This window comes from Amycolatopsis thermoflava N1165, from assembly GCF_000473265.1.
GTDB lineage: Bacteria > Actinomycetota > Actinomycetes > Mycobacteriales > Pseudonocardiaceae > Amycolatopsis_E > Amycolatopsis_E thermoflava.
Map to the genome: position 1 here is coordinate 2,375,413 of NZ_KI421511.1, position 24,348 is coordinate 2,399,760.

The 24,348-nt window shown below is 71.9% G+C and carries 24 protein-coding genes and 4 tRNA genes; 11 read left to right on the plus strand and 17 right to left on the minus strand.

The features are described 5' to 3' along the window. Positions 1–45: 45 nt before the first annotated feature. The 8 genes from AMYTH_RS0111785 to AMYTH_RS0111820 form a co-directional block, all read right to left on the minus strand. Positions 46–1,071 (minus strand): NAD-dependent epimerase/dehydratase family protein, encoded by a 1,026-nt coding sequence (locus tag AMYTH_RS0111785; RefSeq protein ID WP_027930493.1) that lies wholly within the window; start codon positions 1,069–1,071, stop codon positions 46–48. Next, positions 1,071–1,874 carry a glycosyltransferase family protein gene (locus tag AMYTH_RS0111790; RefSeq protein ID WP_017987933.1) on the minus strand — a complete coding sequence of 268 codons (804 nt, stop codon included), beginning with the start codon at positions 1,872–1,874 and terminating at the stop codon, positions 1,071–1,073. The genes AMYTH_RS0111785 and AMYTH_RS0111790 overlap by 1 nt, the downstream gene beginning before the upstream one ends. Continuing rightward, the gene (locus AMYTH_RS0111795; protein WP_027930494.1) at positions 1,875–3,149 is read right to left on the minus strand and encodes a class I SAM-dependent methyltransferase; all 1,275 of its coding nucleotides are present in this window, start codon (positions 3,147–3,149) and stop codon (positions 1,875–1,877) included. A 216-nt stretch (positions 3,150–3,365) separates the two neighbouring features. Continuing rightward, a complete protein-coding gene (locus AMYTH_RS0111800) occupies positions 3,366–4,439 on the minus strand; it encodes a class I SAM-dependent methyltransferase (RefSeq protein ID WP_027930495.1) in 1,074 nt (357 codons plus the stop codon). Next, positions 4,436–5,101 (minus strand): PIG-L deacetylase family protein, encoded by a 666-nt coding sequence (locus AMYTH_RS0111805; RefSeq protein ID WP_027930496.1) that lies wholly within the window; start codon positions 5,099–5,101, stop codon positions 4,436–4,438. The genes AMYTH_RS0111800 and AMYTH_RS0111805 overlap by 4 nt, the downstream gene beginning before the upstream one ends. Before the next feature lie 17 nt (positions 5,102–5,118). Continuing rightward, positions 5,119–6,642 (minus strand): sugar transferase, encoded by a 1,524-nt coding sequence (locus AMYTH_RS0111810; protein WP_027930497.1) that lies wholly within the window; start codon positions 6,640–6,642, stop codon positions 5,119–5,121. Between the two features lie 569 nt (positions 6,643–7,211). After that, on the minus strand, positions 7,212–8,018 hold the full coding sequence (locus tag AMYTH_RS0111815) for an IclR family transcriptional regulator (protein WP_027930498.1): 807 nt from the start codon (positions 8,016–8,018) through the stop codon (positions 7,212–7,214). 214 nt (positions 8,019–8,232) lie between these two features. Next, positions 8,233–8,307: transfer RNA gene (locus AMYTH_RS0111820), tRNA-Val, on the minus strand. Positions 8,308–8,690: 383 nt separating this feature from the next. Here AMYTH_RS0111820 and AMYTH_RS0111825 point away from each other — a divergent pair. The 6 genes from AMYTH_RS0111825 (at position 8,691) to AMYTH_RS0111850 (ending at position 10,991) form a co-directional block, all read left to right on the plus strand. Next, a complete protein-coding gene (locus tag AMYTH_RS0111825; RefSeq protein WP_017987927.1) occupies positions 8,691–9,116 on the plus strand; it encodes an SsgA family sporulation/cell division regulator in 426 nt (141 codons plus the stop codon). Positions 9,117–9,230: 114 nt separating this feature from the next. After that, positions 9,231–9,303 (plus strand) — tRNA-Gly (locus AMYTH_RS0111830). Between the two features lie 25 nt (positions 9,304–9,328). Then, a tRNA-Cys gene (locus AMYTH_RS0111835) sits at positions 9,329–9,399 on the plus strand. 1 nt (position 9,400) lies between these two features. Next, a tRNA-Val gene (locus AMYTH_RS0111840) sits at positions 9,401–9,475 on the plus strand. Positions 9,476–9,642: 167 nt separating this feature from the next. Then, entirely contained in the window at positions 9,643–10,161 is a 519-nt protein-coding gene (locus AMYTH_RS0111845) for a hypothetical protein (protein ID WP_027930499.1), read from the plus strand. 221 nt (positions 10,162–10,382) lie between these two features. Continuing rightward, positions 10,383–10,991 (plus strand): LysE family translocator, encoded by a 609-nt coding sequence (locus tag AMYTH_RS0111850; RefSeq protein ID WP_027930500.1) that lies wholly within the window; start codon positions 10,383–10,385, stop codon positions 10,989–10,991. A gap of 150 nt (positions 10,992–11,141) precedes the next feature. On the opposite strand, the gene AMYTH_RS0111855 is transcribed toward AMYTH_RS0111850, so the two are convergent. After that, entirely contained in the window at positions 11,142–12,014 is an 873-nt protein-coding gene (locus AMYTH_RS0111855; RefSeq protein WP_027930501.1) for a LysR family transcriptional regulator, read from the minus strand. 73 nt (positions 12,015–12,087) lie between these two features. On the opposite strand from AMYTH_RS0111855, the gene gabT reads away from it, so the two are divergent. Then, positions 12,088–13,416, plus strand: coding sequence for a 4-aminobutyrate--2-oxoglutarate transaminase (gabT, locus tag AMYTH_RS0111860; RefSeq protein ID WP_027930502.1), 1,329 nt, complete (start codon positions 12,088–12,090; stop codon positions 13,414–13,416). Positions 13,417–13,742: 326 nt separating this feature from the next. Here the strand turns inward: gabT and AMYTH_RS0111865 are convergent, their stop codons facing one another. Genes AMYTH_RS0111865 through AMYTH_RS0111890 form a run of 6 tightly spaced genes read right to left on the minus strand, consistent with a single transcriptional unit; the run spans position 13,743 to position 17,630 of the window. After that, positions 13,743–14,018, minus strand: a complete 276-nt coding sequence (locus AMYTH_RS0111865; protein ID WP_027930503.1) for a muconolactone Delta-isomerase family protein — start codon at positions 14,016–14,018, stop codon at positions 13,743–13,745. Positions 14,019–14,030: 12 nt separating this feature from the next. After that, complete coding sequence (locus tag AMYTH_RS0111870) at positions 14,031–14,732, minus strand: alpha/beta hydrolase (RefSeq protein WP_027930504.1); 702 nt, start codon at positions 14,730–14,732, stop codon at positions 14,031–14,033. After that, the gene (locus AMYTH_RS0111875) at positions 14,729–15,568 is read right to left on the minus strand and encodes a class III extradiol dioxygenase subunit beta (protein ID WP_027930505.1); all 840 of its coding nucleotides are present in this window, start codon (positions 15,566–15,568) and stop codon (positions 14,729–14,731) included. The genes AMYTH_RS0111870 and AMYTH_RS0111875 overlap by 4 nt, the downstream gene beginning before the upstream one ends. A 1-nt stretch (position 15,569) precedes the next feature. Then, on the minus strand, positions 15,570–15,914 hold the full coding sequence (locus AMYTH_RS0111880) for a protocatechuate 3,4-dioxygenase (protein WP_027930506.1): 345 nt from the start codon (positions 15,912–15,914) through the stop codon (positions 15,570–15,572). Positions 15,915–15,924: 10 nt separating this feature from the next. Then, positions 15,925–16,788 carry a formyltetrahydrofolate deformylase gene (purU, locus tag AMYTH_RS0111885; RefSeq protein WP_027930507.1) on the minus strand — a complete coding sequence of 288 codons (864 nt, stop codon included), beginning with the start codon at positions 16,786–16,788 and terminating at the stop codon, positions 15,925–15,927. Then, on the minus strand, positions 16,785–17,630 hold the full coding sequence (locus AMYTH_RS0111890; protein WP_037322506.1) for a methylenetetrahydrofolate reductase: 846 nt from the start codon (positions 17,628–17,630) through the stop codon (positions 16,785–16,787). Before AMYTH_RS0111890 ends, purU begins: the two co-directional genes overlap by 4 nt. A gap of 162 nt (positions 17,631–17,792) precedes the next feature. On the opposite strand from AMYTH_RS0111890, the gene AMYTH_RS0111895 reads away from it, so the two are divergent. The 3 genes from AMYTH_RS0111895 to ligM are packed head-to-tail and all read left to right on the plus strand — an operon-like array spanning position 17,793 to position 20,607. Next, a complete protein-coding gene (locus AMYTH_RS0111895; RefSeq protein ID WP_027930509.1) occupies positions 17,793–18,512 on the plus strand; it encodes a PIG-L deacetylase family protein in 720 nt (239 codons plus the stop codon). Further along, positions 18,509–19,198 (plus strand): 4-carboxy-4-hydroxy-2-oxoadipate aldolase/oxaloacetate decarboxylase, encoded by a 690-nt coding sequence (locus tag AMYTH_RS0111900; protein WP_027930510.1) that lies wholly within the window; start codon positions 18,509–18,511, stop codon positions 19,196–19,198. Before AMYTH_RS0111895 ends, AMYTH_RS0111900 begins: the two co-directional genes overlap by 4 nt. A gap of 5 nt (positions 19,199–19,203) precedes the next feature. Continuing rightward, a complete protein-coding gene (gene ligM, locus AMYTH_RS0111905) occupies positions 19,204–20,607 on the plus strand; it encodes a vanillate/3-O-methylgallate O-demethylase (protein WP_027930511.1) in 1,404 nt (467 codons plus the stop codon). 49 nt (positions 20,608–20,656) lie between these two features. Here the strand turns inward: ligM and AMYTH_RS0111910 are convergent, their stop codons facing one another. Beyond that, positions 20,657–22,267: an SLC13 family permease gene (locus tag AMYTH_RS0111910; protein ID WP_027930512.1), complete on the minus strand. Its 1,611-nt coding sequence runs from the start codon at positions 22,265–22,267 to the stop codon at positions 20,657–20,659. 86 nt (positions 22,268–22,353) lie between these two features. Further along, a complete protein-coding gene (locus AMYTH_RS0111915; RefSeq protein WP_027930513.1) occupies positions 22,354–22,947 on the minus strand; it encodes a TetR/AcrR family transcriptional regulator in 594 nt (197 codons plus the stop codon). Positions 22,948–23,040: 93 nt separating this feature from the next. Here AMYTH_RS0111915 and AMYTH_RS0111920 point away from each other — a divergent pair, with 93 nt between their 5' ends. Beyond that, on the plus strand, positions 23,041–24,345 hold the full coding sequence (locus tag AMYTH_RS0111920; protein WP_228684724.1) for a cytochrome P450: 1,305 nt from the start codon (positions 23,041–23,043) through the stop codon (positions 24,343–24,345). Positions 24,346–24,348: the final 3 nt, after the last annotated feature.

The window sequence follows — 24,348 nt, forward strand, 5'->3', positions numbered from 1 at the left end:
GAAGTGCGGGGCTGGTGCTCGATCGTGTGACGCGCGGCCCTGCGGTCAGGTTCGGTGTCTTCGCAGATCTTCCGCGAGACGGCCGCCTGCCTGCTCGGACTTCAGCCACGCGAGACGGGTGTAGCGCTGCGTGAACGCGTCCATGGTCAGGCCGTGGCGGGTGTAGTGCCCGGCCAGCTCGCGGGCGCCGTCCTCGACGGACCAGACGGCCGCGTACCCGGGAAGCGCTTCCCGGATGCGGGAGAAGTCCACCCGGTAGGAGCGGGGGTCGGGGCCCGCCTCGCCGGTGATGAGCAGTTCCGAGCCCGGCACGGCGGTGACCACGGACTCGGCGATCTGGCGCACCGTGAGGTTGTTGGCCTCGGTGCCCACGTTGAACGCCCGGTCGTGCACGGCTTCGGCGGGCGCGGTCAGCGCCGCCGCGAAGGCCGTGGCGATGTCGTGCGCGTGTACCAGCGGCCGCCACGGCGTGCCGTCGGAGAGCACCCGCACCTGGCCGGTGAGCACGGCGTGGCCCACCAGGTTGTTCAGCACGATGTCCGCGCGCAGCCGCGGGGAGAACCCGAAGGCGGTCGCGTTGCGCAGGTACACCGGGCTGAACCCGGAGTCGGCGAGGTCGTGCAGGTCGTCCTCGACGCGCACCTTGGACTCCGCGTACGGGGTGACCGGGCGCAGCGGCGCGTCCTCGGTGACCAGGTCGTCCCCCGCCGCGCCGTACACCGAGCAGGTGGAGGCGTAGAGGAAGCGGCGCACGCCGGCGTCCTTGGCGAGCTTGGCCAGCTGCACCGACGCGGTGTGGTTGATCTCGTAGGTCAGCTCCGGCGCGAGCGCGCCGAGCGGGTCGTTGGACAGCGCGGCCAGGTGGATCACGGCGTCCACACCGGACAGCCGGCCGGCGGTGACGTCGCGCAGGTCCACCGGATCGCCCGGCGGGTCTTCCGGGGCGGGCCCGAGCACGCACGCGGCGAACAGGCCGGAGTCCAGGCCCAGCACCTCGTGCCCCGCCTCGCGCAGCACCGGCGCCATCACCGATCCCAGGTAGCCCTGGTGCCCGGTCAGCAGGACCCGCATCAGCGCACCTCCGCCGGGATCGGGGCCGGGCGCTCCCACAGCATCCACGGCCGCGCGCCGCTTTCGTAGGCCGCGTCGAGCGCGGCGCGTTCCTTGAACGTGTCGGCGGGCTGCCAGAAGCCGCGGTAGGGGTAGGCGATCAGCCGGTCCTTCTCGGCCAGCGCCGCGCAGCCGTCCTCGACCAGGTCGCCGTTCTCCGGGAGGTGGTCGAAGATCTCCTGCCGCAGCACGAAGTAGCCGGCGTTCTCCCACAGCGGGAGGCGGCTCGCCGAGCTGATCCCGGACACCCGGTTGGTGCCGTCCCGGAACTCCACGCAGTGGAACGAGGACTGCGGCGGCACCACCATCATCGACGCGCCGGCGTCGGAGGCGGCGAGGTTGTCGACCATGACGTCGAGCGGGGCGTCGGTGAGCACGTCGGCGTAGTTGGCGAGGAACATCTCCTCGCCCTCGACGTGCTTGCGGACCCGGCGCAGCCGCTCGCCGATCGGCGACTCGACGCCGGTGTGCACGAACGTGATCGACCAGTCGCTGATGTCGGTGGACAGCAGCTCGACCTCACCGCCGCGCAGCACGAAGTCGTTGGACGCGGTCTCGGTGTAGGTCAGGAAGAAGTCCGTGATGTGCCGCGCGCCGTAGCCGAGGCACAGGATGAAGTCGGTGTGCCCGAAGTGCGCGTAGTACCGCATCACGTGCCACAGCAGCGGCCGGGGGCCGACCATCTGCATCGGCTTGGGCACGTCGTCCGCGGGGCCGTTGCGCATGCGCATGCCGTAGCCGCCGCAGAAGAGCACCACCTTCATTCAGTTCACCTCGACAGCGTGCAGCGCGGGATTCTTCGGGGAGACGATCTCCAGTTCCGGGATCGCGAACACCAGGCGGCCGCCCCAGTCCGCGACATACGCCAGCTGCTCGGTCAGCTCGGCGCGCAGGTTCCAGGGCAGCACGAGCACGTAGTCCGGCCGGTCCGCCGCGATCCGCTCGGGCTCGTGGATCGGGATCCGCGTGCCGGGGGTGAACCGGCCGTGCTTGTACGGGTTGCGGTCCACTGTGTACTCGAGCAGGTCGGGCCGGATCCCGCAGTGGTTGAGCAGGGTGTTGCCCTTGCCCGGCGCGCCGTAGCCGACGACCCGCTCGCCGCGGCGCTTCGCGCCGATCAGGAACTCCAGCAGCGACAGCCGGATCTCCTCGACGCGGCGCGCGAAGCCGGCGTAGCCGGACAGGTCGTGCAGCCCGGCGGCGCGCTCGGTGTCCATCACCTCGGCGACCCGCGGGGACGGCTCGCCCGCGGCTTCGGCGGGCCGCGCCCACACGCGGATCGAGCCGCCGTGCGTGTCCAGCAGTTCGACGTCGGTCACGGCCAGGCCGCCGGTCGCGAGCGCCCGCTGCGCCGAGGCGAGCGTGTAGTACTGGAAGTGCTCGTGGTAGATCGTGTCGTACTGGGTCAGCTCGACGAGGCTGAGCAGGTGCTGCACCTCGATCGAGACCCAGCCGTCGTCGGCGACGAGCGCCCGCAGGCCCTTCGTGAAGCCGAGGACGTCCGGGATGTGCGCGTAGACGTTGTTGGCCACCACCAGGTCCGCGGGCCCGTGCTCGGCGCGGACCGCGGCGCCGGTCTCCGGCGTCAGGAACGCGGTCAGGGTCGGCACCCCCGCCGCGCGCGCGGCCGCGCCGACGTTGACCGACGGCTCGATGCCCAGGCAGCGCAGGCCGCGGCCGACGACGTTGCGCAGCAGGTAGCCGTCGTTGCTGGCGACCTCGACGACGAAGGAGTCCGGGCCGAGCCCGAGGCGGCTCACCGCGGAGTCGACGAACTTCTCGGCGTGCGCCAGCCAGGAGTGGGAAAACGACGAGAAGTAAGCGTATTCGGTGAACGTCTCGGCGGGATCGATCAGGGGCGGCAGCTGGGCCAGCAGGCACTCCGGGCAGATCCGCAGGTGCAGCGGGTACGCCGGCTCCGGCGCGTCGAGGTCCGCCGCGGCGAGGAACGACTCGCAGGGCGGGCTCGCGCCGAGGTCGACCACGCTGCGCAGACCCGGCGAACCGCACAGGCGGCAGGACAGCGTCTGGGCTGACATGGTGCGGCGTGCTCCCCGGTGATCGATCCTCCCGCCCCGGAAAAGGGGCCTATGTCAACGTGACTATAGGGATGGCAGTGGTCAGCGTTACGAGCAACCGGGTGATCAGTTCACCCCGATCGGGTGATCACTGCCACTCGCCGTAGTGCCCGACCCCACGAGAAGTCACTGGGAAGAGATCATCTTCGCGTTTTGACCGGATTGACCGGCCACGATTCACGCCACGATCCACTCGCAGTGGTCGCCGTCGAGCTGCGGGAAGGCGGCGCGCACCTCGGGCTCGAGATCGGGGACGAACAGCAGGACGGCGCGCGGGATCGGGTGGGTGAGGACTTCCGTTGATACCACTGGAATCCGGGTACCGGGCATCCGCCGACCGTGCTTCGCGGGCGAGACGTCCGCGATCTCCGGCAACAGATCGATATCGATTCCGGCGCGGCGCAGCAACACCACCGCCCGGGACGCGGCGCCGTAGCCGACGACGCGCTTCCCCGCGTGCTCCCGCAAGCGCGCCCGGACGCGGTCGCAGCCCGCTTCGACGGCCCGACCGAGCCCGGCGACGACGGGAATCCGGTCGGCCCCGGCGGCGCGTTCCCCGGCCACCAGGCCGGCGGTCTCCGCCGCCGGGCTCGCGTCACGGGCGAGTTCGAGGAGCACGGTGCCGCCGTAGAGGTCGAAGGTCCAGCTGCGGCCGGGCCGCAGGCCCGCGGAGGCGGCCAGGGTGATCGCGGCCGGGGTGGAGTAGTAGGCGAAGTGCCCGTGCCGCAAGGCGTTCCACTGCCCCTGCCGGACGATCGAGGCCAGCGAGTGGAACTGCATCAGCAGGGCGCCGCCGGGCGCGAGCCGCGCGGCGCGGCGGGCCATGGCCGCCCGCTGGTCCGGTTCGTGCATCAGCCCGAAGCAGTCGACCACGACGTCCGCGGGCTCGCCCTCGGCCGCCTCCCGCATGCCCGCGGCGCGCAGCAGCGGCAGCCACGAGCCGCCGTGCGGGCTGCCGAACTCCGCCACGGTCGCGCCCGGCCGCACCAGCCCGGCGCCCGTCAGCCGGGCGACCGCGGCGGCGGCCTGGTCGGTCAGCGCCTTCGGCTCCACCCCGGCGGGTTCCTCGGCCGTGCCCGGATCCTCGGCCAGCTGGGCCAGCGCGCACCGCGCGCACATCCACATCCGGAGCGGCCACACCGGATCCGGGCCGGGGTCGGCCGCGGGCGGGAACAGGTCGCACGGCGGCTGCTCCCCCAGATCCAGCACGACCTCGCCGTCGGTGGCGCCGCACGCCCGGCAGGTGATCACCGCGCCCCCTCGCCGAGTGCCAGCGCGAGCTTGTCCACGTAGAAGGCCTCGGCGTAGCGGGTGTGCTGCTGCACCCCGCGCAGCCGGGCCAGGCCGAGGAACGCGTCGCGGGTGTACCAGTCCCGGCCGTGCTGCGAGGGGTAGTGCTTGGCCAGCAGGTCGGCCTTCGCCTCGGCGACCTCCTCGGTGAGCGGCTGGTAGACCGTCGGCTGGCCGAGGTCGCCGTCCCACTTGAGGATCTCGTAGCCGAGCACGGGCTGGTCGCGGAACACGGTGGGCACGATTTCGGCGAGCAACCGGTGGTCCTGGTGGCGGTCGGCCGGCTGCGGCGCGAACACCAGGTCCGGCGTGACCCGGCCGCGCAGTGCGGCGACCGCGTCCTTGACCGCGTTCCAGTGCGCCGGCATCCGCCCGTCGGGCAGGTCCAGCACGGTCAGCTCGACGCGCGCCGGCGCGCAGAACTCGGTGAGCGCGGCCTGTTCCTCGGCGGCGCGCTCGGTGCCGCCGCCGGACAGGACGAGCGCGTGCACCTCGAGGTCCGGGCGGTGCGCGCACAGCGTGAGCAGCGCGCCGCCGGCGCCGATGGCGAGGTCGTCGCAGTGGGCGCCGAGCAGCGCGACCGAGCGGAGACGGGGGAAGGTGAGAGCCTGCACGTCCGGCAAGGGTGCCAGAGTCGGCGTCAGTACGCGCCCCGGCCTCCGGTGACCGCGCGGAACGTCTTCCACAGGATCGCCATGTCCAGCGCCAGCGACCAGTCCTCGACGTAGCGCAGGTCGAGGCGGACGCTCTCCTCCCAGGACAGGTCGCTGCGGCCGCTGACCTGCCACAGCCCGGTCATGCCCGGCTTGACGAGCAGCTTGCGGCGCGCGGCGCGTTCGTAGTTCTCGGTCTCGCCGGGCAGCGGCGGGCGCGGGCCGACGAGCGACATGGTGCCGCCGAGGACGTTGAACAGCTGCGGCAGCTCGTCGAGGGAGTACCGGCGCAGCACCGCGCCGACCCGGGTGATGCGCGGGTCGCGGCGGAGCTTGAACAGCGGGCCGGAACCCTCGTTGTCGCCGAGCAGGCCGTGCCGCAGGCGGTCGGCGTCGATGACCATGGTGCGGAACTTGACCATGGTGAACGTGCGGCCGTCGCGGCCGACGCGCAGCTGGCGGTAGAACACCGGGCCGCGGTCGTTGAGCTTGATCAGCGACGCGATGCCGAGCAGGAGCGGCGCGGCCAGCACGATCAGCGCGGCGGCGCCCATACGATCGACGATGTCCTTGACGACGCGGCGGCCGCCGGTGAACGTGGGCGCCGAAACCCGCAGCAGCGGCATGCCGAGCACCCCGGACACGTTGAGCCGCGGCCCGGCGATCTCCATCAGGACCGGGGCGACGACCAGTTCCGCGCCCGTGCCCTCGAGGTCCCACGCCAGCTGCTGCAGCCGCTCCGGGGTCCAATGCGGATCGGAGGTGACCGCCACGACCCGGTAACCGCCGCGGCGGACCTGGTCGGCGAGCTCGTCGAGGCGGCCGGCCACCGCGATGCCGCCGATCTCGCCGGTGGCGCGCTCGCCCTGCCCGGTCGCGGTGCACACCGCCGACACCTGCCACCCCACGTGCGATTCGGTGCGGGTGCGCTCGATCAGGTCGCGCAGCGTGTCCGGCGACCCGGCCGCGATCACCGAGTGCATGCACTCGCCGGCGCGCCGCTTGCGGTGCAGCACCTGTCGCAGCCCGTACCGCAGCGGGAACGCGATCACCGCGACGGCCGGCACCGCGTAGAAGACCCACGGCTGCACGTCGAGCGCGCCGAAGAGCAGCCCGGCGAGCGCGACGACCACGGCGGCGATCACGAGGCTGCGCCCGAGGCGGCGGAACTCCTCGGTGCCTTCGCCGAGCACGTGCTGGCTCCAGGCGTGGTTGAGCGGCAGCGAGCAGAGGATCGCGAGCGCGGTCCCCGACGCGTGCAGGAAGTAGGGCCGCCCGGTGATGTCGAGGATCAGCAGCGCGCCGGTCACGATGACCACGAGCGTGGCGACCACGTCCGCGGTGATCACGTAGGCGCGGTACCGGTTCTCCCACGGCTGGGCGGCCGCGCGTGGAGTGGCCTTCTCGCCCGGGCCGACGGCGTGCAGCCGGGCGTGGCCCGCGGGGCCTCGCGTCTCGGAACCCAGGACCGCCTCCCCCAGCGGCATGGGCTTCCGCACCGGCTCTTCCATCCGACCTCCCGCGACGTCCGGCTGGGTGCCGGCGCGCCCCGATCACGCCGACGATTACGCAAAGTAATCGTGCTCTTTGCTCCGCCGACCCCGGCTGGGGTGGCATCTGCCCTGGAATCGGTGACGTTCAGAGTGGTGTTACAAGCCACTCCAAGGAATTTGCCCAGTGATCCGGCAGCTCTCCGGCCACGGTTCGATCACAGCCAGGTGACGGACCGCGGTCGTTGCTCACCCGCAAACCACTACTCCTGGTAGCCGGTTAATTGACCACTTCCGCATGTGTTTCATCTAGTAAAACGTAGAAGCTGAAATTGCCCCGTTCGGGGCATTGCCGGAGGGCCGCCCGGCGGCGAGGATTGCTCCCGCCGCACGGTTGTTCCTCACCGGCGCGGCGGCCAGCTGTAGTGCCACAGCCATTGACACCCCGGCCGCGGCTGGTTGGCGAGGGAACCTCGGCGCACTTGCGTCTTTCCGCCCTCCCCGGTGCACCGGGGTTCCCTTTCCACCAAAGAATCTCCACGGCGCGCGGCGACCTCGGGCCGGAATCACGGACCGCATCCGGTGGATGCCTACGCCACCTCGCCGGAGGGCCGGGTGGAAATCTGCTCCGCGATGCGCCGCAACGCCTTCGCCGCCCCGGCCACGTCCCGCTGCGGGAACCGCGCCGCCGGCGCGCTCAGCGAGATCGCCGCGGGCAGGTTGGTCCCCAGCAACGGCACGGCGACGCACCGCCCGTCGGCCTCGTTCTCGCCGTCGTCCACCGCGTACCCCTGAGCCCGGACCTTGTCCAGCTCGGCGAAGTAGTCCTCGATCGTGACGATGGTCCGCTCGGTGCGCGCCGGCATCCCGGACCGCTCCAGCAGCTCGCGCACCCGCGCCTCGGGCAGGTGCGCCGTGATCGCCTTGCCCAGGGCCGTGGAGTGCAGCGGGTCGCGGTCGCCGCGCGAGGCGGCCAGCCGGACGCCCCGGCGGCTCTCGATGATGTCGATGTAGATGATGTGGTCGCTGTCCAGCAGGCCGAGGTTCGCGGTCTCGCCGAATTCGTCCCGCACGCCCTCCAGCCACGGCCGCACCCGCTCGCGCAGCAGCTCGAGGTGCCGGGACTGCATGCCGAGGAAGCCGAGACCCAGCCGGCACAGGCCGGTCGCCTCGTCACGCTCGACATAGCGGTGGGTCTCCAGCGTCCAGAGGTAGCGGTAGGCCGAGGACTTCGGCATCCCCGTGGCCTCGACCACCTCGTTGAGGGTGATGCCGTCCACGGACTCCTGCAGCAGGTTGAGGATGGCGCACACCCGGTCGACGGCGCGCAGGGAGTAGTCGCGATCTTCGGCGGGGGGAGGCTCGTCGGAGTTCCGGTGCGGCGACAGCGAACTCACCTCGTTTCAGCAGCAGGAGCGAGCGTTTCATGTTACCGCGACCACACCGCTTCACGCAGCCGTCAGGCCGGACCCAGGGGCCGAACGGGGTGAGGTGACGGCGGTCTCCCGCGCCAGAGTGACGTGGAACCAGTGCCGGAATGAAACAAAACAGCCCCAGGTTGGAAGCCTTGGGACTGGACGTCAGAGTGGCTTCACCTGGGGCCGGTTTCGGTGGTGGGCGATACTGGGATCGAACCAGTGACCTCTTCGGTGTGAACGAAGCGCTCTCCCGCTGAGCTAATCGCCCCCGTCCGTACGAGAGGGAACTCTAGCGGATAGCCTGCCGGGCACTGCAAACGGGTGGTCTTTGGACCACACGCTGCGGATATGACCCGACACGCTGCGGAGAAGCCCGAGGTGATCGAGGTGGGTCCCGGCCGTGGAGCGATCCAGGTCACGTGCCGGGCGGCGAAGCCACGCTGTCGTGCCCGCGTCAAACCGAGCAGTATGTGGGTAGACGATCAGCGAGGCCGGTCCCGCAGGCCGGTACCGCGCGAGCGCGAGTGCGAGAGGTGCCGCGAACCCGTCCGGGTGAAGCCCGGGGATTTCGCGAAGCGAGACGGCGGGTACGTGCGTCTCACACTCGAAGCTCGGCCGAGCGGGCCGTGAAGGGAGACGAAAGGTAAGACGATGCGCAACGACCACGTGACGCTCCGCTCCACAGCGGTGTTCGACCTCCTCGCGCCGCGTGCCCCGGCCGTGCCGGTGAAGGTGGAGCTGCGGTACGACACCCGCGACCCGTACGCGGTCGTGGCGGCGTTCCGCACCGGCCGTGCCGGCTGGGTCGAATGGGTGTACGCCCGCGACCTGCTCGCCGACGGCCTGCTGGCCGAGGCCGGGGACGGCGACGTCCGCATCCGCCCGTCGGTCGAGGACCCCGAGTCCGTGATGATCGAGCTGAACTCGCCGTCCGGGCACGCCGTGTTCGAGGCGTCCGCCCAGGAGCTCGCCGACTTCCTGGACCGCACCTACGACGTGGTGCTGCCGGGCAACGAGCACCTGTGGATCGACATGGACGACGCCCTCACGCACCTGATCCCAAACGATCTTGGATAGCACCCGCGCGGGGGGCGCGGAACACCCACCCCCCTGTTTTCGCGGGTTGCCGGGTCGGATATTGTTCTCTCACACCACGACGACGGGGGCCTTCGGAACCCGGAGTCACGGTAGGCGGACGTAGCGCAGCTGGTAGCGCATCACCTTGCCAAGGTGAGGGTCGCGGGTTCGAATCCCGTCGTCCGCTCGGAGGAGCCCACTCGGGCCCGCACGGTGGAGTGGCCGAGAGGCGAGGCAACGGCCTGCAAAGCCGTGTACACGGGTTCGAATCCCGTCTCCACCTCGCGCGATTAGCTCAGCGGGAGAGCGCTACCTTGACACGGTAGAGGTCACTGGTTCAATCCCAGTATCGCGCACCACCTGTGCAAAAAACGCGGCGATCGGCTGATCGCCGCGTTTTTTGCGTTCCGGACTGCTCGCATGATTGTGGTCACGACGGCTGTGACGTGCGGCAAAAGTGCGCCGGAAGGGCCGCGGCGAGCTGTTAGCGTGCTCGGACCCCCACGTTTCCGGAAGGTGTTCGGAAGTGTCCGCCGACCTGTCGTCCGTCATCGCGGCCACCGCGCAGTGGCTGTTGCGCGCGTACCCGCCCGAGCGCGGCGCGCTGAGCGCCGCACTGGCGGACGCGCAGTGCCGCCAGGCCGCGACGGTCGCCGCGTGGCTGCGGTACCCCACGGCGCTGGACGCGGGGCTCCTCGGGGTCGTCGGCCCCGGCGGGTCCGGGCGGCTGGACTGGGTGGCGGGCGTCGACGTGGTGCCGGGCGAGGACACCGCGTGGCGCACGTGGGTGGACGAGGTCGTGGCCAGCTGGGCGGCGTGCCTGCTGGCGGACCGCTCACTGGCGGTGGCCGCGGCCGCCACCGTCAGCGGCTCGGTCCACGCGGCGGGCCTCGCACCGGACTTCCGGCGCCTCACCGACCCCGATGTGCGCGACCGGCAGGCCGCTGTGCTGCTCCGGCACCCCGACCTGCTGTCCCCGGTGGCCGACCTGCACCGGGACGACCTGCTGAACCGCCTCAGCGGCGGCGCGGCGCGCGCCGCCTGACGATTCGTTCAGGGGCGACCGGCGCCAGCGTGCCCGACCGGCCACCCCGACTCGCGTAGGCGGAGCCGCCCACTCACACCACGGCGAGCTGCCCACCGGCGGGCGCCCCCACTGACCGTCGAGCGACCGGCGCCGGCAGGACCGCGCCCGTCTCCCAGGTCCACTGTGGACCTTGCCGGAAAACCGCGTGCGGGCGGCGGCCCTGCCGGTATCGTCGGCTGATGACCATGACCCAGCTCGTGGCGCTTGGGGGCGTCATCGTGCTCGCCGCGATGGCTCCGGGGCCGGATTTCCTGATCGTCAGCAAGAACGCACTGGTGTCCGGGCGGCGGGCCGGCATGGCCTGCGCGGCGGGGATCACCACCGGCGTGTTCTGCTGGGCGATCGTCACCGCGCTCGGGCTGGCCGGGTTGCTCGCCGCGTCCGCGGTCGCGTTCACCGTCGTCAAGCTCGCCGGCGCCGCGTACCTGCTGGTGCTGGGCGTGCGGACCCTGCTCACGGCCCGCCGCGGCCGGTACACCGCGCCCGGATCGGCCGCGGGCACCGGCAGCGCGTTCCGCCAGGGGCTGGTGTGCAACCTGCTCAACCCCAAGGTGGCGGCGTTCTTCCTGGCGCTCCTGCCGCAGTTCGTGCCCGAGGGCGCCGGGGCCGGTGACCACCTGCTGCTGGCCGCTGTGGCGTCCGGGGTGACCCTCGTCTGGTTCCTCGTGCTCGCGAACGTGGTCGGCGCGCTGCGGCGGGTGCTGTCCGCGACGCGGGTGCGGCGCGCGATCGACGCCGTGATGGGAACGTTGCTGGTCGGGCTCGGGCTGCGCATCGCGCTGCCCTGACCACCGACGGAGGGACTCCACCGCATGCCATGGACGCGCGCGTGGTGGCGGGCGATCACCTGAGCGCCCTGCGCGACAAGGGCTGACGCTCACACCGGTGGGGCTCGCGGTTGCTTCCTCAACGACCCCCGCGCGTTCCGCAACGACCGCTCACCCGTACCGCTCCCCCACGAAATCACTCAAGCGCCCGGCGAACGCCGCCAGCGTCGCGGCCGCCTCGTGGCGTGAGTCCCACGCCGCGGTCAGCTTGATCTCCAGCCGGCGCTCCCCCGTGCGCACCCGCAACGGCACCAGCCCGAACCGCGGATCGTCCGACACCAGCGCCACGCCCCGGCCCGCCGCGGCGTGCGCCTGCGCCACCGTGCCGTTCGCGGCCTCGATCACCCGCGCGTAGGTCGTGCCCAGCTCCAGCAGCGCCGCGTCGAGAGACTGCCGCGCGGTGAACGCCGGCGGCAGGACGATCACCTGCTCTTCGAGCACCTCCGCGAGCGGCACGCTCCCCCGGCCGCTCCACGGGTGCCGCTCCGGCACGTACGCCCACACCGGCAGCACCGCCAGCCGCCGCGACCGGTAGGGCGCGCGCGGCGCGGCCGTGGCGATCGCGAGGTCGGCGCCGCGGGCCAGGGTCTCCACCGCGGACAGGCCGTCCGCGCCCAGCACGTCGATCGTCGGGTCCTCGGGGGCCAGTGTCGCGATGAACGGGGCCACCACGTCGGTCAGGGTCACCGTCGGCGCGCCGATCGTGAGGCGGTCGATGCGGCCGTGCGCGTGGAAGGTCGCCGCCGTCTTCAGCGCCGCGGCCCGCTCCAGCACGTCCCGCGCATTCGCCAGCAGGGCCCGGCCGACCCGCGACGGCGTCATCCGCCGCCCGGCGCGGTCGAACAGCTCGGCGCCCAGCTCGTCCTCCAGCTGGCGCAGCTGCCGCGACAGGCTCGGCTGGGTGATGTGCAGCAGCTCGGCCGCCCGGCTGACCGTGCCTGCCTCGCAGGTCACCACGAAGTACCGGAGGTGCCGCAACTCCATTATGCCTCCCGGGCATCAAAAATCTGCCGACCAAGTATTGGACAGCATGACGGATCGCTCCCGAAACTGGGGCATGACCACGAGCACGGGCACAGAAATCCGCCAGCGGCGACGGCTGGAGACGGCGATCCCGGGACCGCGATCCCGCGAACTCATGACGCGCAAGGGCGCCGCGGTCGCCGCGGGGGTCGGCACCACGATGCCGGTCTTCGCGGCGGCGGCAGGCGGCGGCATCGTGGTCGACGTCGACGGCAACCACCTGATCGACCTCGGCTCGGGAATCGCGGTCACCACGGTCGGCGCGAGCAACCCGCGGGTCGCGCGCGCGGTGCGGGAACAGGTGGAGGCGTTCACCCACACGTGCTTCATGGTCACGCCGTACGAGGGGTACGTGGCCGTCGCCGAGGCACTCGGCCGGCTGACGCCCGGCGATCACGAGAAGCGCACCGCGCTGTTCAACTCGGGCGCGGAGGCCGTCGAGAACGCGGTCAAGATCGCGCGGGCGCACACCGGCCGCGGCGCGGTGGCCGTGTTCGACCACGCCTACCACGGCCGCACCAACCTGACGATGGCGATGACGGCGAAGTCCATGCCCTACAAGCACGGGTTCGGCCCGTTCGCGCCCGAGGTCTACCGGGCGCCACTGTCCTACCCGTTCCGCGACGGCGGACTGTCCGGGGCCGAGGCCGCGAGCCGGGCGCTGGACGTGATCGAGAAGCAGGTCGGCGCGCCGAACCTGGCGGCGGTGGTGATCGAGCCGATCCAGGGCGAGGGCGGGTTCGTCGAGCCCGCGCCCGGTTTCCTGCCCGCGCTGGCGTCGTGGTGCCGGGCGAACGGCGTGGTGTTCGTCGCCGACGAGGTCCAGACCGGGTTCGCCCGCACCGGCGACTGGTTCGCGTGCGACCACGAGGGCGTGGTGCCGGACCTGATCGTGACGGCGAAGGGCATCGCGGGCGGGCTGCCGCTGTCGGCGGTGACCGGGCGGGCGGAGATCATGGACGCCGTGCACGCCGGCGGGCTGGGCGGCACCTACGGCGGCAACCCGCTGGCGTGCGCGGCCGCGCTGGCCGCCATCGAGACCATCGAGCAGGACGGGCTCGTGGCCCGCGCGCGGGAGATCGGCTCGCTGCTGAAGTCCCGGCTGCGCGGGCTGGACGACGCGCGGATCGGCGACGTGCGCGGCCGCGGCGGGATGATCGCGGTCGAGCTGGTGCGGCCGGGCACGACCGAGCCCGACGCGGCGCTGGCGAAGGCGGTCGCGGCGGCGGCCCACGAGCGGGGCGTGATCGTGCTGACCTGCGGCACGCACGGCAACGTCCTGCGGTTCCTGCCACCGCTGACGATCAGCGACGACCTCCTGCACGACGCGATGGACGTGCTCGGGGAGGCGCTGCGCGCGTAACGCTCCCAGCACGAGGCACTCGCGCTTCCGGGGGCGCTCCGACGGCTGGCGGCGAACAGCGCCACCGCGGCCGGAGCCCGCCACGCTGAGCGCGTAGCGCCTCCTCCGGGGACGCGCCGGGCGCCGTGCACTTCCGGGAAACGGCGCGCACTCAGCGCTCCTGGGGGTGGCGCGGGCGCTTCCGGAGGCGCTCCGAACGGCTGGCGGCGAGCAGCGCTGCCGCAGCCGGAGCTGCCGGGGCGAGGGAAGCGGCCCCGGCCGGCAGCGACACGTTGCGCGCGTAGCGCTCGGGAGCCGCTACGCACCCTGCACGACGCGCCGGGCGCTCAGCGCTCCTGCGGGTGCGTGGCCAGCGGCTCCACCGTCACGTCCATCCACGGCCACATCGGCAGGGACGTCAGCGCGTCGTGCAGGGCGGCAGGGTCCTCGGCTTCGTAGAGGCCGATCGTGGCGTTGCGGCCGGGGACCCGCCACAGCCGCTTCAGCACGCCCTCCGCCCGCAGCTCCATCGCCCGCTCCCGCTCCGCCTTGCGCAGCTGGTCGCGGGTCTGGCCGGGCGTGTCGGCGGGCAGCCGGTTCTCGGTGCGGACCAGGAACTCCACGAAGACTCCTCCTCAGACCAGGGACAACAGCAGGCCGGCCAGTTCCTTGGGCGCGGTGACCATCGCCTCGTGGCCGGTGGCGATCGTGTGCACCGGCCAGCCCCGCGCGGCGGCCCGCTCCGCGTGCGGCTGGAAGACCCGCATCCAGTCGGTGCACTCGGCGAACGCCGCGGGCACCCGCTCCACCGCGCCGCTCAGGCGCAGCGGTTCGGTGTAGCTCAGCCACGGGTGCGGGGTCAGCCGGGCGCTCAGCCAGTCCACATCGGACTGCTCGGCCACGCCGAGCACCTGCAGCGACCGCACCGGGATCAGCCACCCGAACCCCGCCGTGGCGACGGACTCGCGGTAGTGCCCGGCGATCGTCTCCGGCTGCAGGTCGACCGCGGCATCCCCGTCGTCGCCGACGAACGCGTCCAGGTACACCCGCCGCGCCACGCGGTCCGGCACCCGGTCGGCCACGCCGGTGATCACCTGCCCGGCGTAGCTGTGCCCGACCAGCACCACGTCGTCCAGGTCCCACGCCCGGATCAGCGCCACGACGTCCTCGACGTGCGTGCGCAGCCCGACGGACGGGCTCAGCAGGTGCGCCCGGTCGCTCACCCCAGTCAGCGTCGGCGTGTGCACCTCGTGCCCGGCGGCGCGCAGCAGCGGCGCCACCCGCTGCCACACCCAGCCGCCGTGCCACGCGCCGTGCACCAGCACGAAGGTGCTCATGCGCCCAGCTCCTCGAACAGCGCCAGCCCGGCGGCGGTGTTAGACGCCGGCACGTGGTAGGTCTCGTGCACCCGCCGGATGTTCTCGCTCAGCGCGCCGCGCATCACCAGCCACATGATCAGCTCGATCCCCTCCGTCCCGGCCAGCCGGATGTACTCCTCGCGGCCCAGCGCGGCCAGCTTCGCCGGCTCCGTCTCGATCGCCGTCAGGTACATCCGGTCGAACTCGCTGTTGATCAGACCGGCACGCGCGCCGGCCAGCTGGTGCGACATCCCGCCGGTGCCGAACACCGCGACCTTCTCCGCGCCGGGGAACGACCGGATCGCCCGCCCCAGCGCCTGGCCGAGCGCGAAGCAGCGGGCCGCGGTCGGCTGCGGGTACTGGATCACGTTGACCAGCAACGGGATCACCCGGCACGGCCACGCCTCCCCCGGTTCCGGGCAGTACACCGACAGCGGCACGGTGAGCCCGTGGTCGACGTCGAGGCGGTGGAAGGTGGCCAGGTCGAACCCCTCGTCCACCAGCTCGCGCACCAGGTGCTCGCTCAGCTCCGGCGCGCCCCGCACCACCGGCACCGGGCGGCGGCCCCAGCCCTCGTCGGCCACCTGGTAGGACTCGGCGGTGCCGATGCCGAAGGTGGGCACCAGGTCCAGATCGACCGCGTTGGCGTGGTCGTTGTAGACCACGATCGCCACGTCCGGCGTGTGCTCGGCCATCCACTCCCGGGCCGGGGCGTAGCCGTCGAACAACGGCTTCCAGTACTCGTCGCCGGTCTTGCGGTTGTCCATCGCCGCGCCGATCGAGGGCACGTGCGAGGTCGCCAGACCCCAGATCACCTCAGCCAAACTTCCGCCCTCCCGAGCGCAGCGCCGCCGCGAACTCCTCCGCGGTCATGCCGGTGAACACGCCACCGAGGTACTGCATCGACTTCCGGTCCATCATGGCCAGCTTGTAGGTGTAGAAAATGGACGCTCCCAGGTCGAGCATCGCGGTCCAGTCCCGTTCCAGGACCGCCTTCTTCTGCTCCGGCGACAGCCCGTAGGCATCGCAGTAGGCGGCCTCGTCGGCGTTGAACCGCTCGCGGTTGGCCGCGTCCTTCAGCGACAGGCACATCCGGTTCAGGGCGTAGCCCCGCCTGCTGGCCGTCAGATCCAGGACGTAGTCGTCGCGCGCCTGGCCCATGTCCCCTCCTTCAGAAGACGACGGTGGTGTTCCCGTCGCGGATGACGCGGTCGTCGCAGTGCCAGGACACCGCGCGGGACAGCACGAGCCGTTCCACGTCGGCGCCGCGGCGCTGCAGGTCGCGGGCGGAGTCGCGGTGCGACACGCGGATGACGTCCTGCTCGATGATCGGCCCCTCGTCGAGGTCCTCGGTGACGTAGTGGGCGGTCGCGCCGACCAGCTTCACGCCGCGTTCCTTCGCCCGCTGGTACGGGCCCGCGCCCATGAACGCGGGCAGGAACGAGTGGTGGATGTTGATCACCGGCACGCCGAGGTCGTCCAGGAACCCGCCGGACAGGATCTGCATGTACCGGGCCAGCACCACGAGGTCGACGTTGCCCTTGAGGAGGTTCAGCTGTTCCTTCTCCGCCTCGGCCTTGCGCTCCTTCTCCACCGGCACGTGGAAGAACGGGATGCCGAACTGCCGCACGTCGTCGCCGAGGTCGGGGTGGTTGGAGATCACCATCGGCACCGTCATGCGCAGCTCGCCGCGCCGCTGCCGCCACAGCAGGTCCAGCAGGCAGTGGTCCATCTTGGACACCAGGATCGCCACGCGCTTGTGCCGCCGCGCCTCGACCAGCCGGTAGGTCAGGCCGAGCTCGTCCACCAGCCTCGCGTCCAGCGCCTCGCCCAGCGCGGGCAGCTTCGACGGCAGGTCCGGCAGGTGGAAGACGGTGCGCTGGAAGAACCGGCCGCCGGCGGGGTCGCTGGTGGACTGGTCGAGCGCGACGACGTTCGCGCCGTGCCCGGCCAGGATCGCCGACACGGTCGACACGATCCCGGGCCGGTCGGCGCCCTGCACGATGAGCCTGCCGTAGTCCTCGGCGACGATCATGACCGGCCGTCCGGGGTGCCGAGCGAGGCCAGCAGGCCCTGCCGCCACCGTTCGGTGCCTTCGAGCTCGTTGAAGGTGAAGATGTGCAGGCCGCGGATGTTCCCGGCGGGCCGGGACGCGAGCCGCCGCGCCAGTTTGCCGGGCTGGTAGGCGCCGGGCAGCAGGAACCGCCACAACAGGTTTTGCTGCTTGCGCAGGAACCGCGCGGACTGGCCGAGACCGAGACCGGCCGAGATGCGGATCAGCTTTTGCCGGTTGACCGGTCCGGGGATTCCGACGTGGACGGGCAGGTCGATGCCGGACGCGGCGATCCGCTCCGCCCAGGCGTGGGTGGTCGCGGCGGTGAAGCAGATCTGCGTGAGGATCCGCGTGGCCAGCGGCGCCTTCTGTTTCAGCGCAAGGTCGACGGCCTCCTGCGGGATGACGCCGTGGCCCTCGGGGTAGCCGCCGATGCCGATCGCGCGGAACGAGTGCCCGGTGCGTTCCAGCGCCTGCAGCAGCGCGTAGGCGTCGGGGTAGGGCCCGGCCGGGGCGGGCGCGTCGCCGCCGACGACGAACACCGAGTCGGCGCCGGCCTCCCGCAGGCGGGACGCCACGTCGGCGACGTGCCGGTCGTCGCGGAACAACCGCGCGGCGAGGTGCGGGGTGGCGCGGTAACCGTGGCCGAGCAGCCGTTCGGTGAGGTCGAGGGTGGTGTCGAGGCCCTTCGCCTCGGTGACCGTGACCGTCAGCGGCACGGTCACCGGCACGTGCTCGAGGACCTTCCGTTCGGTGCTCGCGAACGGCATGACCTCGTAGCTCGTGGCGCGCACGAGATCCGCCAGGCGACCGGAGTGGCTCATGCAGCCCAGTAGACCCGAGCCGGCGCGGGGTTTCGCCCGGCATCGAGACAGCCCCGGGCGCGACAAATGACGCACACCGGAGCCGCCTGGAGGACCTCACGGCCGCCCCGCGCGGCTCCTAGTGTCCATCGTGGGTGCCGACGACGACACGAGGAGAAGGCGATGACGTTACTGGTGGTCAGCGCGCACGCGGGGGATTTCGTCTGGCGCGCGGCGGGTGCGATCGCCCTGGCCACCAGCCGGGGCCGGCGGGCCAAGGTGCTGTGCCTGAGCTTCGGCGAGCGCGGCGAGTCCGCGAAGGCCTGGCGCGAGGGCAAAGCGCTGGACGAGATCAAGGAGATCCGCCGCGGCGAAGCGGAAAACGCCGCCGCAGTGCTGGGAGCCGAGATCGAGTTCCTCGACGCCGGCGACTACCCGCTGCAAGAGACCCCGGAGCTGGTCGACCGCATGGTTCGGGTCTACCGGGAGGTCAACCCGTCGGTGGTGCTGACCCATCCGCCGGCCGACCCCTACAACGGCGACCACCCCGCCGCCGCCCGAATGGCCTTGCAGGCGCGGGTGCTGGCGCAGGCCATCGGCTACGACGCGCCGGGCGAGCCGCTGGGCGCGCCGCCGGTGTTCTTCTTCGAGCCGCACCAGCCGGAGCAGTGCGATTTCAAACCGAACGTGCTGCTGGACATCACCGAGGTGTTCGACACCAAACGCAAGGCCATGGAGTGCCTGCCCGCGCAGCAGCACATGTGGGACTACTACACCGATCTCGCCAAACGCCGCGGCGTGCAGGTCAAGCGCAACGCCGGCCCGAACCTCGGGCTGCCGCACCACACCATGGGCGAGGCCTACATGCGCCTCTACCCGCAGGTGACCGGGGAACTCGCATGAGGACGGTCATCGTCACCGACCCGCCCCGCGCCCCCATCCAGAAGGTCGACGCACTCGCCGAGTTCGGTGTGGCGACCGTGCACGAGGCCTTGGGGCGCACCGGTTTGCTCGGCCCGGAGCTGCGCCCGATCCAGGACGGCGCCCGGGTCGGCGGCACCGCTGTCACGGTCTTGTGCTGGCCGGGCGACAACCTGATGATCCACGCCGCTGTCGAACAGTGCCGGCCCGGCGACCTCCTCGTCGTCACCACCACGTCTCCCTGCCTCGACGGCCTGTTCGGCGAACTGTTCGCCACCGCCTTGCAGTTCCGGGGCGTGCGCGGGCTGGTCACGACCACCGGCGTCCGCGATGTCGCTGACCTTCGCGCGATGAACTTTCCGGTGTGGTCGGCCTCCGTGTCGGCGCAGGGCACCGTCAAAGCCACCGCGGGCGCGGTCAACGTGCCCATCGTCGTGGGCGGGCAGCTGATCCGCCCCGGCGACGCGGTCCTCGCCGACGACGACGGCGTCATGGTCGTGCCCCGCGCCGACCTCGACCGCGCCCTCGACCAGTCCCGCGCCCGCGCGGAGAAGGAAGAAGCCACGCGGAAGGCCTTCCGCGACGGCGAACTCGGCCTCGACCGCTACGGCCTGCGCAGCAAGCTCACCGACCTGGGCGTCACCTACGTCCCCTACCAGAACGGATGACCCGCATGACCGCCAAGAACCTGCAGGAAGTGCTCGACCAGGCCGGAAACACGGTCCAGCTGCTGCGCGACTCCCAGATCGGCGCCTACATCTACCCCGTCGTGCCGAGCGAGTTCACCAACTTCCGCCGCGAGGTCACCGCCTGGCGGGAGACCGCGGTGCTGTTCGACCAGAGCCACCACATGGTCAACCTGTTCATCTCCGGCCCGGACGCGCTCAAGCTCATCTCCGACACCGGCATCAACAGCGTCGCCAAGTTCGGAGTCAACACCGCCAAGCAGTTCGTGCCGGTCTCCCCCGAGGGCGGTGTGATCGGCGACGGCATCCTGTTCCACCTCGCCGCGGAGGAGTTCGTCTTCGTCGGCCGCGCCCCCGTCGCGAACTGGCTCACCTACCAGGCCACCCGCGGCTACGACGTGGACGTGCGCCTGGACCAGCGCTCCCCCTCCCGCCCCTACGGCAAGCCCGTCAGCCGCGACCTGTGGCGCTTCCAGATCCAGGGCCCGCGCGCCTGGGACGTCATCGAGAAGGTCAACGGCGGCCCGGTGGAGCAGGTCAAGTTCTTCCGCATGGGCTACCTGACCATCGCCGGCGAACGTGTCCGCACCCTGCGCCACGGCATGGCAGGCGCGCCCGGACTGGAGATCTGGGGCCCCTACGAGACCTACGACAAGATCCGCGACGCCATCCTGGAAGCCGGCCGCGAGTTCGGCCTCGAACCCTGCGGCGCCCGCGCCTACTCGTGCAACACCCTGGAATCCGGCTGGATCCCGTCGCCCCTGCCCGCCGTGTACACGAGCGAGGAGCTGCGGGCGTACCGGGAATGGCTGCCCGCCGAGAGCTACGAGGCCACCAACGCGCTCGCCGGCAGCTTCGTCTCCGACGACATCCGCGACTACTACCTCAACCCCTGGGAGCTCGGCTACGGCTCGTTCGTGAAGTTCGACCACGACTTCATCGGCCGCGACGCGCTGGCCGCCATCGACCCGGAAACCCAGCGCCGCAAGGTGACCCTCGCCTGGAACGCCGAGGACGTCGGCAAGCTGCTGGCCAACCCGGTCGCCAAGGACGGGCCGGTCTACCAGTTCTTCGACCTGCCCAACGCCAACTACGGATCGTCCAACTTCGACTCCGTCACCGACGCGGACGGCAACCTCGTGGGCCTGTCCCTGTTCACCGGCTACAGCGCCAACGAACGCACCGCCCTCTCCCTGGCGACGGTCAACCCGGACGTCCCGCTGGGCGCCGAGGTCACCGTCGTCTGGGGCGAGCCCGGCGGCGGCAGCCGCAAGACCACGGTCCAGCCGCACGAGCAGTTCGCCGTCCGCGCGATCGTCAGCCCCGCCCCGTACTCGGCGATGGCGCGGGAGTCCTACCAGCCGGGCTGGCGCACCGCCGTGACCGTCTGACCCCGAGCAGGCCGGTCGCCACCCGACGGGGGTGGCGACCGGTCATCCATCACGCGAAGCCGACCGCGGCGACCATCACCGGGATCAGCAGCATGATCAGGATCGCGCCGACGACGTCGAAGGCCGCGCCGGATCGGATCATCTTGGTGATCGGCACCGCGCCGGAGCCGTAGACGATCGCGTTCTGCGGCGTGGACACCGGCAGCATGAACCCGAACGACGCGGCGAAGGTCGCGGCGAGCGCCGGCGTGAACGGGTCGACCCCGGCGGCGATCGCGATCGGGATGACGATCGGCACCACCACCGCCGCCGACGCGGTGTTGGAGGTCGTCTCGGACACCAGGATCGCCAGCAGCACCGCGAAGACCGTCAGCGCGATCCCGCTGCCGATGCCGAGCGCCCCGGCCAGCCCGGTGCCCACGCGCTCCGCGAGCCCGGTGTCCGCCAGCAGCGAGCCGAAGATGATGCCGCTGCCGAACAGCAGGATGGTGCCCCAGTCGATGCGGGCGGCCTCGGACCAGGTGAGGGTGAACCGGCGCTCCCGCCAGTTCGTCGGCAGCACGAACAGCAGCGCCGCGCCGAGGACGGCGACGATGCCCTCGTCGAGCCGGTCGCTGACCAGTTCGTAGGCGCGGGAGTCGTTGCCCGCCACCAGTGCCACGATGCCCGGCGTCACCCACAGCACCACGGTGATGCTGAAGGCGATCAGGGTGTTGCGCTCGGCGACCGAGAACCGGCCCAGCTTCGCCCGCTCACCGGCGACGTACTCCTCGACGCCGGTGAGCTTCTTGATCTCCGGGCGGTTGAGCAGGATCAGCAGCACGATCAGGACGACGAACATCGCCACGCAGGCGGGCAGGGCCATCGTGGTCCACTGCAGGAACGAGATCCGCTCGCCGGTGGCCTCCTCGATCAGGCCGCGCCCGATCAGGTTGGGCGGCGAGCCGATCGGCGTGAGCAGACCGCCGACGCTGGCGCCGTAGGCGAGGACGAGCATCAGCGCGATGCCCACCCGCAGCCGCAGCGGGTCGAACCGCTCCCCCTCCGGCATGCGGCCGCGGATCAGCTCGGCGATGACGGTCAGCAGGCCGACCGCCGTGGGCAGCAGCATCGCGACGGTCGCGGTGTTGGAGATGAACGCCGAGATCACGCAGGTGACGAACCCGAGCGCGGCGATGACGCGCCAGGTGCTGCGGCCGACGCCGGGGACGGAGAGGATGAAGAAGGCGAACCGGCGGGCCAGACCGTGCCGCAGCATCGCCTGCGCCAGGATGAACGCCCCGATGAAGACGAGCACCGTGGACGAGCCGAACGGCTCCAGCACGTCGTCGGCGGGCAGCACGCCGAGCACCACGATGGCGGCGACCCCGATCAGGCCGCCGATCGGGATCGGCACCGGTTCGCACACCCACAGCACCACCACGCCGAGCAGGACCGCCGCCAGGGTCTGCTGGCTGGAGTCCAGCGCGGTGGGCACGAACAGGAAGACGATGGTCACGAGCGGGGCGAGCACGAAGCCGACGGTCCGCCGGGCCCGCTCGAACCGCTCCTCCGCCGGGGACAGCTTCTGCTCGGCGAGGCCGCGGTAGGTGCCGCCGGTCAGCAGGGCCGAGGTCACGCTCTCCGTACGTTCCCTGGTGCGTTCCTCACTTGTGGACATGAAAGGGACGATAGCGACGAACGTGACCCACGTCACTCTTTCGTGTCCGGTTTCCGCCGGGCGCAGGCCGCGGGCGCCGGGGCAGGTCAGCGTGCCCGGGGTCCCATGAGCAGCATGACGACCTCGGTCGCCACGTCCACCGTGCCCGCCAGGTTCCCGCCCTCTTCCAGGGTGATCGCGATCAGCTCGCGCAGCCCGCCGAACAGGGTGATCGCCAGCTCCCGCGACGGCGGCACCACACCGGCCGCCCGCAGTTCCGGCGTGTCCGCCAGCGTGCGCATCAACGTCACGAACGAGTCCATCGTCTCGCGGGACAGCGCGCGGCCGGCCTCGCCCAGCGAGGGCGCCGCCCGCATCCAGCTCAGGCACAGCGCGGGATCGCTCTCCATCGACGCGATCAGCGCCTCCACCGCCTGGCGCGCCTGCGCCTGCCAAGGCGCGTCCCGCTCGACCGCGGCCGCGATGTCCCGGATCATCCGCGCGTTGGTCTGCCGCAGCAGCTCGACGAAGCACTCCTGCTTGCTCGCGAACTGCTCGTAGAAGGTGCGCTTCGACGTGCGGGCGTGGTTGACCACGTCGGCGATCGTGACGTCGTGGTAGTCCCGTTCACGCAGGGCGGCGGCCATGCCCTGCAGCAGCCGGTCGCGGAACCCGGTGCCCGCCACGTCGACGTCCGTCACTCCGCCAACCTAACCCAGCCGCTTGACCGGGCGGCACGTCCGGCTCTACCGTGCCTGGTACCCGGCAGTACCACGGTGGAGGTGGATGTCGTGATGACCCGGCTGCAGGACGGCGTGAAACCGGTGGTGCGCTGGGGCATCGGCCACGCACTGCCCCGCACGGTCCTGCGTGCCGCGGCCCGGCGCGGCGACCTGCAGGCGCGGCTCGTGGCCGAGGCCGCGGTCTCCCCCACCGCCGCGTTGTCCGGCCTGTTCGACGAGATCCGCGGCCACGGCCCGCTCTACAAAGGCTCGTTCGCGTACGTCACGACCAGCCACGCGACGGTGCGGGAAGTGCTGACCAGCAACGACTTCCGCGCCGGCGTGGGCGCCGGGTCGGACGGGGTGCTGGCGCGGCTGAGCGAGTGGTCGGCGTCGGACAGGCTGCACCCGATCGCGCCGCCGTCGCTGCTGGCGACCGAGCCGCCGGACCACACCCGCTACCGCAAGCTCGTGACCCGCGTGTTCACCGTCCGCGCCGTGGAGAAGCTGCGCTCCCGCACCGAAGAGATCGCCCGCGAGCTGCTGGACGCGCTCGACCCGGACCGGCCCGTCGACCTCGTCGAGGCCTACTGCGCGCTGCTGCCGGTGACCGTGATCGCCGAGATCCTCGGGGTGCCGCCGGAGCAGCGGCAGCGGGTGCTGGAGCTGGGCACCGCCGCGGCGCCGAGCCTGGACCTCGGGCTGCCGTGGCGGGAGTTCCGCGCGGTCGAGTCGGCGCTGGCCGACTTCGACGCCTGGCTCGGCGACCACCTGGAGCGCCTGCGTGCCGACCCCGGCGACGACCTGCTCAGCCAGCTGGTCGCGGCGCGCGAGGACGGGGTCGGGCTGACCGATCTGGAGCTGCGGGCGACCGCCGGGCTGGTGCTCGCCGCGGGCTTCGAGACGACGGTGAACCTGCTCGGCAACGGGATCACCCTGCTGCACGACCACCCCGACCAGCTCGCCGCGGTGCGTGCGGAGCCGTCGCTGTGGCCGAACGCGGTCGACGAGATCCTGCGCGTCGACCCGCCGGTGCTGCTCACCGGGCGCACCTGCCTGCGCGACACCGAGGTCGGCGGCGTGCGGGTGCGCGGGGGTTCGGTGGTGACGACGATCCTGGCCGGCGCCAACCGCGACCCGGAGGTCTTCGAGGACCCCGCGAGGTTCGACGTCCGCCGCGAAAACGCCCGCGAGCACATCTCGTTCTCGGCGGGCAGGCACTACTGCCTGGGCGCCGCGCTGGCCCGCATGGAGGGCGAGGTCGGTCTGCGGACGCTGTTCGACCGCTTCCCGGAGCTGCGCCTCACGCCCGGCGCGACCCGCCGGAGCACCCGCATCCTGCGGGGCTTCGAACACTTGCCGGCGCGGCTGCGCTGAGCC